Below are 16,062 nucleotides of genomic sequence, written 5' to 3'. Positions count from 1 at the left end.
GCTTCTAGTGTAAGAACCCGGCAAAGGGAAACCGGAAGTTATGATTCGGTTCATTCTGCTCTATCGGAATTCGGGCGAAAATGCATGGGGACATAAGCCTTTGCCCACAGCACAAGCTTGCCCCGGCGGGCAGCACTCTTTATAGACCCGCCAGAGACAGCAAGAGGCAGGGTCATGGTCTTTTTCCCCCACCGCCACCTCATCGGCATCAAAGGCCTCACCGAGCAGGATATCACCTATCTTCTCGACAAGGCCGATGAGGCCGTCAAGATCAGCCGCCAGAGAGAAAAGAAAACGTCGACGCTGCGCGGGCTGACGCAGATCAACCTCTTCTTCGAGGCATCGACCCGCACGCAGGCCTCCTTCGAGCTTGCCGGCAAGCGGCTCGGCGCCGACGTCATGAACATGTCGGTCGGCAATTCCTCTGTGAAGAAAGGCGAAACGCTGATCGACACGGCGATGACGCTGAATGCGATGCGCCCCGATGTGCTGGTGATCCGGCATTCGAGCGCGGGTGCGGCCGCCCTTCTCGCCCAGAAGGTCTCCTGCTCGGTCGTCAACGCCGGCGACGGGCAGCACGAACATCCGACCCAGGCGCTGCTCGACGCGCTGACGATCCGCCGCGCCAAGGGCAAGCTTTCGCGCATCATCGTGGCGATCTGCGGCGACGTGCTGCATTCGCGGGTGGCGCGCTCCAATATCCTGCTGCTCAATGCGATGGGCGCCCGCGTCCGTGTCGTCGCGCCCGCGACTCTCCTGCCTGCCGGCATAGCCGAGATGGGCGTCGAGGTCTTCCATTCGATGAAGGAAGGGCTGAAGGACGCCGACGTGGTGATGATGCTGCGGCTGCAGCGCGAGCGCATGTCAGGCGCCTTCGTGCCTTCGGTGCGCGAATACTATCACTTCTACGGGCTCGACGCCGAAACGCTGAAGGCGGCGAAGGAGGATGCGCTGGTCATGCATCCCGGCCCGATGAACCGCGGCGTCGAAATCGCTTCGGAAGTGGCGGACGGTCCGCAGAGCGTGATCGCCGAACAGGTGGAAATGGGGGTCGCCGTGCGCATGGCCGTCATGGAGACGCTGCTCATCTCGCAGAACCAGGGCCCCCGCAGCGATGGAATGATGGCATGAGCAACCCGATCGTCCTTAAGAACGTCCGCATCATCGACCCGTCGCGCAATCTCGACGAGGTCGGGACGATCATAGCCGAAAACGGCATGATTCTCGCCGCCGGCCACAAGGCGCAGAACCAGGGCGCACCTGATGGCGCCGTCATCCGCGACTGCACGGGCCTTGTGGCGACCCCCGGCCTCGTCGATGCGCGCGTCCATGTCGGCGAACCCGGCGGCGAACACCGCGAGACGATCGCCTCGGCGAGCCGGGCGGCGGCCGCCGGCGGCGTCACCTCGATCATCATGATGCCGGACACCGATCCCATCATCGACGACATCGCGCTCGTCGAATTCGTCAAGAAGACGGCGCGGGATACGGCCACCGTCAACGTCTATCCGGCAGCCGCCATCACCAAGGGCCTTGCCGGCGAGGAGATGACGGAGATCGGCCTGCTGATGCAGGCGGGCGCCGTCGCCTTCACCGATGCGCATTCCAGTGTCCACGACACGCAGGTGCTGCGCCGGATCATGACCTATGCGCGCGAATTCGGCGCCGTCGTCTGCTGCGAGACGCGCGACAAATATCTCGGCGCCAACGGCGTCATGCATGAGGGGCTTTTTGCCAGCTGGCTCGGGCTTTCCGGCATTCCAAAAGAAGCCGAGCTTATCCCGCTCGAACGCGATTTGAGGATCGCGCAGCTGACGCGTGGCCGTTATCACGCCGCGATGATCTCGGTGCCGGAATCGGTCGAGGCGATCGAACGCGCCCGCAACCGCGGCGCCAAGGTGACCTGCGGCATCTCGATCAACAATCTTGCGCTCAACGAAAACGACATCGGCGAATACCGCACCTTCTTCAAGCTCTATCCGCCGCTGCGCCCGGAAGACGACCGGGTGGCGATGGCCGACGCCCTTGCGAGCGGTGCGATCGATATCGTTGTCTCCTCGCACGACCCGCAGGACGTCGATACGAAGCGCCTGCCCTTCGGCGAGGCCGAGGATGGCGCGATCGGCCTCGAAACCATGCTGGCGGCAGCGCTCAGACTTCATCATGGCGGCCAGGTGAGCCTGATGCGCCTGATCGACGCCATGTCGACCCGCCCCGCTCAGATTTTCGGCCTGAATGCCGGCACGCTGAAGCCGGGCGCTGCGGCCGATATCGCGCTGATCGATCTCGATGAGCCTTGGCTTGTCGCCAAAGACATGCTTCTCTCCCGCTCGAAGAATACGCCGTTCGAGGATGCACGCTTCAGTGGGCGGGCGGTCGCGACATACGTCTCGGGAAAGCTTGTCCACGCAATTTAGAACCGACACGATCGCCGTCCATCCCCCAGCGGGAGAAGGCTGACTCAAGGATAGGCCACGGAGAGGCTGAGGGGGCATATGTTATCCAATCTCATGTCATGGCAGATCACGCTGCCGATCGCGCTTGCCGCCGCCGTTATCGGTTATCTCTTCGGCTCGATACCGTTCGGCCTGATCCTCACGCGCGCCGCCGGCCTCGGCGACGTGCGCAGCATCGGCTCCGGCAATATCGGCGCGACCAATGTGCTGAGAACAGGAAACCGGACGCTCGCCGCGGCGACGCTGCTGCTCGATGCGCTGAAGGCATCGGCCGCGGCCTGGGTCGTCGGCTATTTCCTCGGTGAGGAAGCCGCGATCATCGCCGGCTTCTTCGCCTTCATCGGCCATCTCTTTCCGGTCTGGATCGGCTTCAAGGGCGGCAAAGGTGTCGCCACCTATATCGGCACCCTGCTCGGCGTCGCGCCGATCATGGTCGTGCTCTTCGCCGCCGTCTGGCTGGCAGTCGCCTTCACCACCCGCTACTCCTCGCTGTCGGCGCTGGTTGCCATGCTTGTCATTCCAGTTGCCTTGTGGATACTGGGCAACGAAAAGGTTGCGGCTGTGATGGCGATCATGACCCTCATCTCCTACTGGAAGCACAAGGCGAATATTTCGCGCCTGATGGGCGGGACGGAAAGCAAGATCGGGGCAAAGGGATAATGGATGCGCTGAGCGCCGGGCCAAAAGGCGTCGTGCTGACCGAGCGGCAAAGAATTGCCTGGCTGCGCCTTATCCGTTCCGACAATGTCGGCCCTGCCACCTTTCGTGACCTCATCAATCATTTCGGTTCGGCCGAGGCAGCACTTGCCGCACTGCCGGAGCTTTCGGCGCGCGGCGGCGCCACACGGGCAATCCGCATCGCCAGCGAGGCCGAGGCGCATCGGGAGCTGGAGGCGGCGCGTCGCTTCGGCGCCCGCTTCGTCGGCATCGGTGAACCGGACTATCCACAAGCGCTGAAGCAGATCGACGGCGCGCCGCCGCTTCTGGCCGTCAAGGGAGCGCTGGCCGCTGCCAAACGACCGGCCGTCGGTATCGTCGGCTCGCGCAACGCCTCGATCGCAGGCGCGAAATTCGCAGCGATGGTGGCGCGTGACTGCGGCCGGGCGGGTTACACCGTGGTCTCCGGCCTGGCACGCGGTATCGACACGTCAGCCCACCGGGCAAGCCTCGACACGGGCACGATCGCAGCACTCGCCGGCGGCCTCGACCAGCCCTACCCGCCGGAGAATATCGGCCTGCTCGAAGAGATAACCGGTGGCAATGGTCTGGCGGTGAGCGAGATGCCCTTCGGCTGGGAACCCCGCGCCCGCGACTTCCCACGCCGAAACCGGCTGATCGCCGGCATCGGGCTCGGCCTCGTCGTCATCGAAGCGGCGACGCGTTCGGGCTCGCTGATCACGGCGCGGCTTGCCGGCGAGTTCGGCCGCCTGGTGTTTGCCGTGCCCGGCTCGCCGCTCGATCCGCGCTGCCATGGCACCAACGGCCTGCTGAAGGACGGCGCTTCGATCGTCACCGCACCCGCCGATGTCATCGAGGCCCTGGCGCCGCTTGCGCAATTCGACCTGTTCCCATCATCGATGGCGGAGAAACCGGCACCTGACGGCAAGGCAATGTCGGTGCCACCCGGCGATTCCGATCGAAACCGCATCATGGATGCGCTCGGGCCGACGCCGGTCGAGATCGACGACGTCATCCGCCATACCGGCCTCGCGGCATCCGCGGTCTATCTCATCCTTCTGGAACTCGATATATCAGGCAGGCTGCACCGGCATCAGGGCGGTCTCGTCTCGCTTTCCGATTGAACCTGGGTACGACATCAGGCGGCGGCTTTGCGAATTGCCGAACCCTGAGTCGAAAACCTTCGACAGACTATCTATAATTGTATTCTATCGATACTCTCCCTTCGGCTGCAGAAGACACAAGAGGTAAAATTGTAGCAAACCCCTTGACCGCGGCGATTTCCCTGTCCATGTCGGAGGGCCGATATCCATGTTGCGGTGTGTGTCGCGCTGGCTTCAACGCTGGCGTCGTTTCCTTTTTAGAGAATCATCATGAATGTTGTAGTGGTGGAATCGCCTGCCAAGGCCAAGACGATCAATAAGTATCTGGGTCCGGGATACAAAGTGCTCGCCTCCTTCGGCCATGTGCGCGATCTGCCTGCCAAGGACGGCTCAGTTCTTCCTGATCAGGATTTCGAAATGCTTTGGGAGGTCGACAGCGCCTCCGCCAAGCGGATGAAGGACATTGCCGACGCGGTGAAGTCCGCCGATGGCCTGTTTCTCGCGACCGACCCGGATCGCGAAGGCGAAGCGATTTCCTGGCACGTTCTTGACATGCTGAACAAGAAGCGCGTGCTGAACGGTAAACCGGTCAAGCGCGTCGTCTTCAATGCGATCACCAAGAAGGCGGTGCTCGACGCGATGGCCGATCCGCGCGACATCGACGTGCCGCTAGTCGATGCCTATCTCGCGCGCCGCGCGCTCGATTATCTCGTCGGCTTCAATCTTTCGCCGGTACTGTGGCGCAAGCTGCCCGGCGCACGTTCGGCCGGCCGCGTCCAATCGGTAGCGCTTCGCCTCGTCTGCGACCGTGAATCCGAGATCGAGCGCTTCATTTCGGAAGAATACTGGAACATCTCGGCGCTTCTGAAGACGCCGCGCGGCGACGAGTTCGAGGCAAGACTGGTTTCGGCGAACGGCAAACGGCTGCAGCCGCGGGCAATCGGCAACGGCGAGGATGCCGGCCGGCTGAAGGCGTTGCTCGAAGGTGCGAGTTATGTCGTCGACACGGTCGAGGCGAAACCGGTCAAGCGCAACCCGGGACCGCCGTTTACGACCTCGACGCTGCAGCAGGCCGCCTCCTCCAATCTCGGCTTCTCCGCTTCGCGCACCATGCAGATCGCGCAAAGGCTCTATGAGGGCGTCGATATCGGCGGCGAGACGGTCGGTCTCATCACCTATATGCGAACCGACGGCGTGCAGATGGCGCCAGAGGCGATCGACGCGGCGCGTAGCGCCATCGTCGACCAGTTCGGCGAGCGCTACATGCCGGAAAAGCCGCGCTTCTACTCGACCAAGGCGAAGAACGCCCAGGAGGCGCACGAGGCGATCCGCCCGACCGATTTCTACCGCTCGCCCGACCGTGTGCGCAAATTCCTCGATGCCGACCAGATCCGGCTCTACGAGCTGATCTGGAAGCGCGGTATCGCCAGCCAGATGGCGTCGGCCGAGATCGAGCGTACGACGGCTGAAATCACCGCCGACAACAAGGGAGAGAAGGCCGGTCTGCGCGCCGTCGGTTCGGTCATCCGCTTCGATGGTTTCATCGCCGCCTATACCGACCAGAAGGAAGATGGCGAGCAGAGCGACGACGGCGACGAGGATGGCCGCCTGCCGGAGATCAATGCGCGCGAGGCGCTCGCCAAGCAGAAGATCAATTCGACGCAGCATTTCACCGAACCGCCGCCGCGCTATTCGGAAGCCTCGCTGATCAAGAAGATGGAAGAACTCGGCATCGGCCGCCCCTCCACCTATGCCGCGACGCTCGCGACGCTGCGCGACCGCGACTATGTGACGATCGACAAGCGCAAACTGATCCCGCAGGCCAAGGGCCGGCTGGTGACTGCTTTCCTCGAGAGCTTCTTCACCAAATATGTCGAATATGACTTCACCGCCGATCTCGAAGAGAAGCTTGACCGGATTTCCGCCGGCGAGTTGAACTGGAAGCAGGTGCTGCGCGATTTCTGGAAGGATTTCTTCGCCCAGATCGAGGACACCAAGGAACTGCGCGTCACCAACGTGCTGGATTCGCTGAACGAGGCACTGGCACCCCTCGTCTTCCCGAAACGGGAGGACGGCAGCGACCCGCGCATCTGTCAGGTCTGCGGCACCGGCAACCTGTCGCTGAAGCTCGGCAAATACGGCGCGTTCGTCGGCTGCTCGAACTATCCGGACTGCAACTACACCCGCCAGCTTTCCTCCGAAAACGGCGGAGAGGCAGACGGTGCTGCGCTCAACGAGCCGAAGAACCTCGGCACCGATCCGACGACCGGCGAGGAGCTGACGCTGCGTTCCGGCCGCTTCGGCCCCTATATCCAGCGCGGCGACGGCAAGGAAGCCAAACGCGCTTCGCTGCCGAAGGGCTGGAAGCCGGAGGACATCGATTATGAAAAGGCGATGGCGCTGATCTCGCTGCCGCGCGATATCGGCAAACATCCCGAATCGGGCAAGATGATCTCGTCCGGCATCGGCCGGTATGGGCCGTTCCTCCTGCACGACGGCTCCTACGCCAATCTGGAAACCGTCGAGGACGTGTTCTCGGTTGGGCTCAACCGCGCCGTAACTGTTATCGCCGAAAAGGCGAAACAGGCCCCAGGGCGGGGTGCGCGCGGCACGCCGGCGGCGCTGAAGACGCTCGGCGATCATCCTGATGGCGGCGCCATCACCGTTCGCGACGGCAAGTACGGCCCTTATGTCAATTGGGGCAAGGTCAACGCCACGCTGCCGAAGGGCAAGGATCCGCAGGCGATCACCGTCGAGGAGGCGCTTGTGCTGATCGCCGAGAAGGCCGGCAAGACCCCTGCGGGCAAGACGGCCAAGGCGAAAGCCAAGCCGAAGGCCGCAGCCGCCGAAGCCAAGAGCACCAAGACGGCCGCCAAACCGAAGGCAACGAAGGCGAAAGCGCCCGCGAAATCGAAAAAGGGCTGACGTGAGCAGAATACCGCGCGAGAGAACGAACCCTGCGGGCAAGCGCCCGGGCAAGACCGGCCGCGCCGGCAAGGATGCTCCCGCCGTCGAGCCGCTGAACATCGTCCACGGCGCCCTGCCCTCGCGCGAGGTGATCCTGCGCTTCATCGCCGATCATCCGCAGAAAGCGTCCAAGCGTGAACTCGCCAAGGCTTTCGGCCTGAAGGGCGACAGCCGGGTCGAGCTCAAGCAGATGCTGCAGGAGCTCGAGCAGGAAGGCATGCTGCAGAAGAACCGCAAGTCCCTGATCCGTCCCGGTGCGCTGCCGCCTGTCACCGTTCTCGATATTACCACACGCGACAAGGACGGCGATCTGATCGGCCGGCCGGCGGAATGGCCGGAGGACCAGGGCGTGGCACCCGCCGTCGCCATCCGCCAGCAATCGCCGGCAGGCCGCCAGGGCAAGGGCAAGGCGCCCGTCGCCGGGCTCGGCGACCGCATCCTGGCGAAGATCTTCCCGGCTGTCGATCGCGGCGGACCGGCCTATACGGCGCGGATCATCAAGGTGATCGACAGGCGCCGCGGCGCCTCGATGGGCGTTTTCCGCACAGCACCCGGCGGCGGCGGCCGGCTGCTGCCGATCGAACGGCGCGGCGAGGAGATGGTCATCGATCCCGACTTCACCGGCGGCGCCACAGACGGCGATCTGGTCGAAGTCGAAATCGCCCGTCTCGGCCGTTTCGGCCTGCCGCGTGCCAAGGTGCTTTCCGTCGTCGGTTCCGTCGGTTCGGAAAAGGCGATCTCGATGATCGCGATCCATGCGCACGGCATCCCGCATGTCTTCCCGCCGGCCGTCATTGCCGAGGCGGAGGCCGCAAGGCCCGCCAGCATGTCGCATCGCGAGGATTGGCGCGACGTGCCGCTGATCACCATCGACCCCGCCGACGCCAAGGACCATGACGACGCCGTCTATGCCGAGCCCGATCCCTCGTCCGACAATCCCGGCGGCGTCCTCGTCACCGTCGCGATCGCCGACGTCTCCTGGTATGTCCGACCCAATTCGCCGCTCGACCGCGAGGCGCTGAAGCGCGGCAACTCGGTCTATTTCCCTGATCGTGTCGTGCCGATGCTGCCGGAGCGCATCTCCAACGATCTCTGCTCGCTGAAAGAAGGCGTCGACCGCCCGGCGCTCGCCGTGCGCATGAGCTTTTCCGGGGAAGGCCGCAAGATCGGCCACACTTTCCATCGCATCATGATGAAGAGTGCCGCCAAGCTCTCCTACCAGCAGGCGCAGGCAGCCATCGACGGGAAACCGGACGATCAGACTGGACCGATGCTTGAGCCGATCCTGAAGCCGCTCTGGCACGCCTATGAGGTGATGAAGCGCGGACGCGACCGGCGCCAGCCACTGGAACTCGATATGCCGGAGCGCAAAATCCTGCTGAAGCCCGACGGCACTGTCGACCGGGTCGTCGTGCCGCCACGGCTCGATGCGCATAAGCTGATCGAAGAGATGATGATCCAGGCGAACGTCTGCGCCGCCGAGACGCTCGAAAAGAAGCGTCAGCCGCTGATCTACCGCATCCATGACGGCCCGACGCTTGCCAAGCAGGAAATCCTGCGCGAGTTCCTGGCCACGCTCGGCATCTCGCTTGCCAAGGGCGGCAACATGCGCGCCAACAACTTCAACGGCATTCTGGCGAAGGCGGACGGCACGCCGCATCAGACCATGGTGAGCGAGATGGTGCTGCGTTCGCAGAGCCAAGCGATCTACGGCCCGGAGAATATCGGCCATTTCGGCCTCAACCTGATGAAATATGCCCACTTCACCTCGCCGATCCGCCGTTATGCCGACCTCATCGTGCATCGCGCCCTCGTCGGCTCGCTCGGCTTCGGCGAAGGCGGCATCACGCCCGAAGAAGAGGCAGCGCTCGACGATATCGCCGCCGAAATCTCGACCTTCGAGCGCCGGGCCATGGCAGCCGAGCGCGAAACTGTCGACCGGCTGATCGCCCACCACCTCAGCGGCCGCGTCGGTGAGGAATTTGCCGGGCGGGTTTCGGGCGTAACGAAATCGGGGCTTTTTATCGCCCTGCCAGACTATGGCGCCGACGGTTTCGTCCCTATATCTACGCTCGGCAGCGACTATTTCATCTATGACGAGGCGCATCAGGCACTCTCCGGTGAAAAGACCGGGCTTGGCTATCGCCTGGGCGACAGCGTCACCGTGAAACTTGCCGAAGCGATCCCGCTTGCCGGCGCACTGCGTTTCGAGATGGTCAGCGAGGGCCGCGAAATGCCGGCGGCGGTGCGTTCCTTCCACAAGGCGGGGCGCCGCGACAGGGGCCAGGTTCGCAAGAAACCTGGAACGAGGCCGCCGCGCGGACGGCACTAAAGCGCGTCGCAATCTTTCAGATTGGCTCCCGCGCTATAGGTCCTTGTTTTCACGCATGTCGTTATCGCGAAACCGCTGCAGAGTTTCGCGCGACGTGTTTTAGATCCGAAGAGGAACATGCGATGAGCACACCGACCGATCCGGCCGCCGCCCGCTACGGCGATACGCCCGAGGTCGAGCGTCCGCTTGGGCGCTCCATCATGCGCGGGCTGATGAACCGCTGCCCGGCCTGCGGCAACGGCAAGCTCTTTCGCGCCTTCCTGAAGCCGGTCGATCATTGCGCCGCTTGTGGCGAGGCGATGCATCACCAACGCGCCGACGACCTGCCGCCCTATATCGTCATCCTCGTCCTCGGCCACGTCGTGGTCGGCGGCTATATGTTGACCGACCTGACCTTCGTGCTGCCGGTCTGGGTCCATCTGGCCATCTGGGCGCCGATCACCGTCATCACCGCGCTTGCCTCGATCCAGCCGATCAAGGGCGGCGTCATCGGCCTGCAATGGGCGCTGCGCATGCACGGCTTCGGTGGCGAGAGCGACGGTCCGGACGATTTTGACATCCCCGGCCGGCCGAATTAGCGCCTTCACCTTCCAGACATATTTAACGTGTAGTGCCAGCCCTCCACCGACCACCACCCAAATGCGGGAGCCGACGATCCTCAAGACCTGACATGGTAAGCATTTCTTGCCCGAACGGGCTTTACATTCCGCAGATGCTCACTCACATCGGAAATACTGCGAAACGGCATCCGTCACCTGGATTTGGCACGTCTGTGTCTATCTATCCGACGGGATCGGCCGATTCGTTCGCGCACCTCTCTAAGGATGGATAAATGTCTCAGCCGAGAACCGGCACACCGGGCGATGTCGAAGAAATCCATTGGCCTTCTCTGGTGGCAGCCGTCTCGTCCATATCAGCCGTTGGCATAGCAATCGGCCTCGGTCTGCCCCTCCTCAGCATCATCCTCGAAAAACGCGGCATCTCGTCCACCCTGATCGGGCTCAACACGGCAATGGCCGGGGTCGCGGCGATGGCCGCCGCACCGATCACCACCAAGCTCGCCCATAAATATGGCGTGGCGCCGACAATGATCTGGGCCGTGCTGATTTCGGCGTTGAGCGCGCTCGGTTTCTATTACGCCCAGGATTTCTGGATGTGGTTTCCGCTGCGTTTCGCCTTCCACGGCGCGACGACGACGCTGTTCATCCTCTCCGAATTCTGGATCAACGCCGCTTCGCCGCCTTCCAAGCGCGGCTTCGTTCTCGGCATCTATGCGACGGTGCTTTCCCTTGGCTTCGCGGCCGGACCACTGCTCTTTTCGATCCTCGGCAGCGACGGCATCTTCCCCTTCCTGATCGGCGCCGGCGCCATCCTGCTTGCCGCCATCCCGATCTTCATCGCTCGCGACGAAAGCCCGGTGCTCGAGGAAAAACCAGAGCTGCATTTCATGCGCTACGTTTTCTTGGTGCCGACGGCGACGGCAGCGGTCTTCATCTTCGGCGCTGTCGAAGCGGGCGGGCTGTCGCTTTTCCCGATCTTTGCCGTGCGCGCCCATTTCACCGAATCGCAGGCCGCACTGCTGCTCACCATGATGGGCGTCGGCAACGTCATCTTTCAGATCCCGCTCGGGCTGCTTTCCGACCGCATCGCCGACAAACGACCGCTTCTGGCCGGCATGGCGCTGATGGGCTTCATCGGCTCGATGATGTTGCCGCTGTTGCTCAACAACTGGCTGCTGATGGCCGGGCTCTTGCTTTTCTGGGGTGGCTGCGTCTCAGGCCTCTATACGGTCGGCCTCAGCCATCTCGGCTCGCGGCTGACGGGCTCCGATCTTGCAGCGGCCAATGCCGCCTTTGTCTTCTGTTATGCGATGGGAACCGTGGCCGGGCCGCAGGCGATCGGTGCGGCGATCGATGTCGCTGGAAATAACGGTTTTGCCTGGGCGATTGCCGCTTTCTTTGGTCTTTACGCCCTACTTTCCGGCATCAGACTGATGTTCATTCGAAAACGGGCTTGACTTTTCGGGCGGGATTCGTAGTTTCGCGCCAGGATTTGCCGTGGAGCCCATCCGGCTTCCACGGCTTTCATTTTCTTAAAGGCAGGACGACCATGGCCAAGGCTACAACAATCAAGATCAAGCTGCTGTCGACGGCCGACACCGGTTTCTTCTACGTCACCACGAAGAACAGCCGCACGATGACGGACAAGATGACGAAGACGAAGTACGACCCGGTTGCGAAGAAGCATGTCGAGTTCAAGGAAACCAAGATCAAGTAATCACTTGGCCTGACGGATTTCAAAAAAGCGCGCGCCCTCGGGTTGCGCGTTTTTTATTACTCAGATTGATCGTCTTTAAAAATGATAGCGCAAACAGACAAAACGCCGCCCTTCCATCTTCGGGAAGTGGCGGCGTTTTCTTGAAAGGGGGTCGGCCAGCATGCAAAACGGCACGAGGAACCGCTATAACTTGCCTACTAGCCGACCGACCCCACGACCCAGGAGATGCGGCGGACCTGAGCATCATGGGGTATCGACAACTCCTCAACGGGAGCGCTTCTCTTATGAGCCGATAATTTGCGCAAAAATGAAAGAAAATCAACAAATTCTTAATGATGAATTTTCTGATCTTGATTCTATGGTTAAAAGTCCAGATTTGGGACATACAAAGATTGATCGGCTCTGCTTGAACTCGAAGCGTAGCATTTCGCTCTTCGAAGAAATTCGACACTATAGCTTAACAACTTACGCCTCCCCTCCCCTTACGTGAGGTGACGTCGCCGCAATCTATTTGACCCTGTCGGCGGCCGGCATTTTTTATAGTCTTCATTTCATTTAGAGCTGCGGCCTGACACTTTCGAGACTATCGCGCGGCAACACATCCGCAGCAACGCGGCGAGTCCATTTTTGGGCTATTGACTTGCGAAATTTTCGCCCCGCGTGGCGCAAGCGAAAATTAAAAATCGGTAACAATTGGCTTACCGCAGTGGAAAACCCGCAAATGGCGCGTATGGCAGCAAGTGATTCGCTACGCGGCCGCGGCGACCACACGGTTTCGGCCGGTGTTCTTGGCCTCGTAAAGAGCCAGATCCGCCTGTTTCATGAGCTGGTCGGGGGTCAGTACCGACGCAATACGCGAGGCGATGCCGAAGGAAGCAGTGACGTTCAGCGCCCCCCCGGCGTGTTTCAGCATGAAGGGAGCGCTTTCGATCGCTGCACGCAGGCGCTCGGCGACGGCGGCGGCAATTTCCGGCGAGGTGTCGGGCATCACGACAACGAATTCCTCTCCACCGTAGCGGCAGGCGAGATCGGCACCGCGGATGGTCGACCGGACGCGATTTGAAAATTCCCGCAGCACCTCGTCGCCGCCGTCATGGCCGTAGGTGTCGTTCACATGCTTGAAGCGGTCGATATCGGTGATCAGCACAGAAAGCGGCCGGCCCCGCGCCATCGAACGGTTGAAGAGCACGTTCAGGTGATTGTCGAGATAGCGCCGGTTATAAAGGCCGGTCAGCGGATCGGTCACGGCAAGCTCGATCGTCTGCTTGACGCTGGCGCGCAGGCGGTCGTTATAGCGCTTGCGGCGGATCTGCGTCAGGCTGCGGGCAACCAGCTCATTGGGATCGACCGGGCGGATGATGTAGTCGTTGACGCCGAGATCGAGCGCGCGCACGACCATTTCGTCAGCGCCCTGCTCGGTGATGATCAGGATCGGCAGGAAGCGGGTGCGCTCCAGCGAGCGCAGCTGCGAGCAGAGGCGAAGCGGATCGTAGTCGTCGAAGTTGGCGTTGACGATGACGAGATCGAACGCGCTTTCGGCCGCCTCGAAGAGGGCGGCCTGCGGATCGGAGAGGGCAAGCACGTCGGCGACGGGCTTCAGCGCCTTTATGATGCGCTCCTGCGAATTGGCGCGGCCGTCGACGAGCAGGACCTGAGCGGTCTCGTCGGCGCGGCCCTCGCCTGCCCGTGTGAGGTCATCGATGCCCATCGTATGGGCGGTGTCGGCGCGGATACGCAACTCATCGCTCAACGTCTTCAGCCGCAGCAGGCTCTTCACCCGGGAAATCAGCTGCAGATCGTTGACCGGCTTGGTGAGAAAATCGTCAGCGCCGGCCTTCAGGCCGCGTACGCGATCGGTCGGCTGGTCGAGCGCGGTGACCATGACGACTGGAATATGGGCGGTCTTCTGGCTGGCCTTCAGCCGCTCGCAGACCTCAAAACCGTCTATGCCGGGCATCATGATGTCGAGCAGGATGAGATCGACCTGGTTGCGCTCGCAGATCGCCAGTGCGGTGTAACCGTCGGCTGCGGTCATCACGTCGAAATACTCCGCAAGCAGCCGCGCTTCGAGCAGCTTCACGTTGGCCGGAATATCGTCAACCACCAGTATTCGCGCAGTCATCAGCGTCTTTCCGATGCGTCAGGCATCGCCCAGATAGGTCTTGATCGTCTCGATGAATTTCGGAACCGAGATCGGCTTGGAAACATAGGCCTCGCAGCCGCCCTGGCGGATCCGCTCCTCGTCGCCCTTCATCGCGAAAGCCGTAACGGCGATGACGGGAATCACGTGCAGCTCGTCGTCTTCCTTCAGCCATTTCGTGACTTCGAGGCCGGAGACTTCGGGAAGCTGAATATCCATCAGGATGAGATCGGGGCGATGCTTGCGCGCCAGATCGAGCGCCTCCATACCGTTTCTGGTCTGGATCGTCGTATAACCGGACGCCTCGATGAGGTCGCGAAAGAGCTTCATGTTAAGCTCGTTATCTTCTACAATCATCACCTGTTTGGGCATGACAAGCTGTCCCTACGTCCGTTCGCGCAGCGGTTCGTCCCATGACAAAGGCACATGCGGACAAAAGCTGCGTGAAACCGATAGCGCACGCTACCGGTATTTGGTTGAAGAAAAGGTAACTTACCCAGCGAAATGCAAAGCAACTTCAAGACTTCGAAACAACAGGCCGCCGACCCGCACGAGACAGCGATCGCCGTGCTCGGCTGGCTTGCCGACGATCCCGACATGTTCGGCCGCTTCCTCGCCCTGACGGGTGTGGCGCCCGGCCAGGTGCGCAACGCCGTAAACGATCCGGGATTCCTTGCCGGCTTGATGGATTTTCTGATGAACCACGAACCGACGGCCATGGCCTTCTGCGCGGCGAGCGGAATCAGCCCAGAGACCGTGACGGCGGCCTGGCGGCATTTCTCGTCACCGGGCCTCGATTCCGGAGAATACTGACCGTGACCTCCGGGGAATTCGACATCTCGCATATCCACCTCGGCGAACGGCCGTTGATCGTCTGCGACGTCGACGACGTCGTGCTGCAGTTCATAGGTCCCTTCCAGCTTTTCCTTCAGAGCCAGGGTCACGCGTTTCTGCCGCGATCGTTCCGGCTGCACGGCAACATCGTCTCGCAAACCGACGGCGTGGAGATCGAGGATCAAGAGGTCAGCCGGCTGATCGACGAATTCTTCGAGGCACAAGAGCTGTGGCAGACGCCGCTCGACCGCGTCGTCGAAACGCTCGACGGGCTTTCGGAAGAGGCCGATGTGCTTTTCCTGACAGCCATGCAGCCGCGGTTCCAGAACCAGCGCCGTCGCCTGCTCGACAGGATGGGCCTGCTCTTTCCGCTGCTTGCCACCGAACAACCCAAGGGGCCGATCGTTCACGCATTGCATGCCAGCCGCTCCCTTCCCGTCGTCTTCATTGATGATATGGCGCGCAATCTGCATTCCGTCAGGGATCACGTCGCCGATTGCCTGCTGATTCACCTGATGCCGAACTCGCCCGTCCATCGTTTCGCACCGGCCGCCGCTGACGACATCACCCGCGCCACCGACTGGACGCATGCGGCCGAGCTGATCGAGGCGCATTTTCTTTCCGGCACCTTCACGCACGCAGTTCCAGCCGCATGAGCGGACGGCCGTCCTTGCGCCGAGCTATCGTCTCGAAACCGGCGGCATCGAAGATCGCCGTCGAGCCGATGCAGAGCGTCACGGATTTCGATTGCTTCACATGATCGATCGGACAGGCTTCGAGCAGCCGCGCTCCCTGGCGCCGCGCATGGTCGATCGCGCCGGCGAGCAGGTGGTTGCTCATTCCCTTGCCGCGCAGTTTGGGCAGCAGGAAGAAGCAACTGACGGCCCAGATGGATGGATCATGCGCATCGCCTTCCTCCAGCGGCTGCGAGACGGTGCGCGGCGAATTGAACTGCGGTACGTCGTGGCGCGGCCCGACTTGCACCCAGGCGACCGGCGCGCCGTCGGCATAACAGAGGATGCCCGGCGGCGGACCCGCCTTGATCCGCTCCCGCATATGCGCCTTGCGCTCGTCGGCCGGCATCTTCGTCCTCACCGCATGCGGCAGGCGCAATGCGACGCACCAGCAGTTATAGAAGCCACCCTGCGGCCCGAACACGATTTCGAAGTCGTCCCAGCGTTCTGGCGTTACCGGCTCGAAACGAAGGTCGTTATCCAAAGGCAAAGCTCCCGCCCTCTCTTGAGACTCGGAAGCTTAAGGCGTAATGTCCCGGCG

At 62.2% G+C, this 16,062-nt stretch carries 14 protein-coding genes; 11 read left to right on the top strand and 3 right to left on the bottom strand.

The window, feature by feature from the left end; genetic code table 11:
- Nucleotides 1-174: 174 nt before the first annotated feature.
- The 9 genes from V8P77_RS23865 to rpmG all read left to right on the top strand — a co-directional run bounded on the left by V8P77_RS23865 (nucleotide 175) and on the right by rpmG (nucleotide 11,813).
- A complete protein-coding gene (locus tag V8P77_RS23865; protein ID WP_151519421.1) occupies nucleotides 175-1,131 on the top strand; it encodes an aspartate carbamoyltransferase catalytic subunit in 957 nt (318 codons plus the stop codon).
- Nucleotides 1,128-2,417 carry a dihydroorotase gene (locus tag V8P77_RS23860; protein WP_335914527.1) on the top strand — a complete coding sequence of 430 codons (1,290 nt, stop codon included), beginning with the start codon at nucleotides 1,128-1,130 and terminating at the stop codon, nucleotides 2,415-2,417. Before V8P77_RS23865 ends, V8P77_RS23860 begins: the two co-directional genes overlap by 4 nt.
- Nucleotides 2,418-2,495: 78 nt before the next feature.
- Nucleotides 2,496-3,116 (top strand): glycerol-3-phosphate 1-O-acyltransferase PlsY, encoded by a 621-nt coding sequence (gene plsY / locus V8P77_RS23855; protein ID WP_072638785.1) that lies wholly within the window; start codon nucleotides 2,496-2,498, stop codon nucleotides 3,114-3,116.
- Nucleotides 3,116-4,258 (top strand): DNA-processing protein DprA, encoded by a 1,143-nt coding sequence (dprA, locus tag V8P77_RS23850; RefSeq protein ID WP_335914526.1) that lies wholly within the window; start codon nucleotides 3,116-3,118, stop codon nucleotides 4,256-4,258. The genes plsY and dprA overlap by 1 nt, the downstream gene beginning before the upstream one ends.
- A gap of 249 nt (nucleotides 4,259-4,507) precedes the next feature.
- The gene (gene topA / locus V8P77_RS23845) at nucleotides 4,508-7,162 is read left to right on the top strand and encodes a type I DNA topoisomerase (RefSeq protein ID WP_335914525.1); all 2,655 of its coding nucleotides are present in this window, start codon (nucleotides 4,508-4,510) and stop codon (nucleotides 7,160-7,162) included.
- 1 nt (nucleotide 7,163) lies between these two features.
- Complete coding sequence (rnr, locus tag V8P77_RS23840; protein ID WP_335914524.1) at nucleotides 7,164-9,536, top strand: ribonuclease R; 2,373 nt, start codon at nucleotides 7,164-7,166, stop codon at nucleotides 9,534-9,536.
- A 122-nt stretch (nucleotides 9,537-9,658) separates the two neighbouring features.
- Nucleotides 9,659-10,114: a DUF983 domain-containing protein gene (locus V8P77_RS23835; RefSeq protein ID WP_335914523.1), complete on the top strand. Its 456-nt coding sequence runs from the start codon at nucleotides 9,659-9,661 to the stop codon at nucleotides 10,112-10,114.
- A gap of 254 nt (nucleotides 10,115-10,368) precedes the next feature.
- Nucleotides 10,369-11,553 (top strand): MFS transporter, encoded by a 1,185-nt coding sequence (locus V8P77_RS23830; protein WP_335914522.1) that lies wholly within the window; start codon nucleotides 10,369-10,371, stop codon nucleotides 11,551-11,553.
- A 92-nt stretch (nucleotides 11,554-11,645) separates the two neighbouring features.
- A complete protein-coding gene (rpmG, locus tag V8P77_RS23825; protein ID WP_003547442.1) occupies nucleotides 11,646-11,813 on the top strand; it encodes a 50S ribosomal protein L33 in 168 nt (55 codons plus the stop codon).
- Between the two features lie 748 nt (nucleotides 11,814-12,561).
- Here rpmG and V8P77_RS23820 read toward each other — a convergent pair.
- Together V8P77_RS23820 and V8P77_RS23815 are read right to left on the bottom strand one after the other, a co-directional pair.
- A complete protein-coding gene (locus V8P77_RS23820) occupies nucleotides 12,562-13,935 on the bottom strand; it encodes a PleD family two-component system response regulator (RefSeq protein ID WP_335914521.1) in 1,374 nt (457 codons plus the stop codon).
- Between the two features lie 18 nt (nucleotides 13,936-13,953).
- Nucleotides 13,954-14,325, bottom strand: coding sequence for a response regulator (locus tag V8P77_RS23815; protein ID WP_003547430.1), 372 nt, complete (start codon nucleotides 14,323-14,325; stop codon nucleotides 13,954-13,956).
- Nucleotides 14,326-14,457: 132 nt separating this feature from the next.
- Between V8P77_RS23815 and V8P77_RS23810 the strand changes: the two genes are divergently transcribed.
- Both V8P77_RS23810 and V8P77_RS23805 read left to right on the top strand, forming a co-directional pair.
- Nucleotides 14,458-14,766: a DUF3572 domain-containing protein gene (locus V8P77_RS23810; protein WP_003558471.1), complete on the top strand. Its 309-nt coding sequence runs from the start codon at nucleotides 14,458-14,460 to the stop codon at nucleotides 14,764-14,766.
- Between the two features lie 2 nt (nucleotides 14,767-14,768).
- Nucleotides 14,769-15,443 (top strand): hypothetical protein, encoded by a 675-nt coding sequence (locus tag V8P77_RS23805; RefSeq protein ID WP_335914520.1) that lies wholly within the window; start codon nucleotides 14,769-14,771, stop codon nucleotides 15,441-15,443.
- Here the strand turns inward: V8P77_RS23805 and V8P77_RS23800 are convergent.
- The gene (locus V8P77_RS23800) at nucleotides 15,418-16,005 is read right to left on the bottom strand and encodes a GNAT family N-acetyltransferase (protein WP_335914519.1); all 588 of its coding nucleotides are present in this window, start codon (nucleotides 16,003-16,005) and stop codon (nucleotides 15,418-15,420) included. The genes V8P77_RS23805 and V8P77_RS23800 overlap by 26 nt on opposite strands.
- Between the last annotated feature and the right edge of the window lie 57 nt (nucleotides 16,006-16,062).

The sequence above is a fragment of the Rhizobium aouanii genome (assembly GCF_037002925.1).
Taxonomy (GTDB): domain Bacteria; phylum Pseudomonadota; class Alphaproteobacteria; order Rhizobiales; family Rhizobiaceae; genus Rhizobium; species Rhizobium aouanii.
This window is presented reverse-complemented; position numbering and strand designations above follow the sequence as displayed.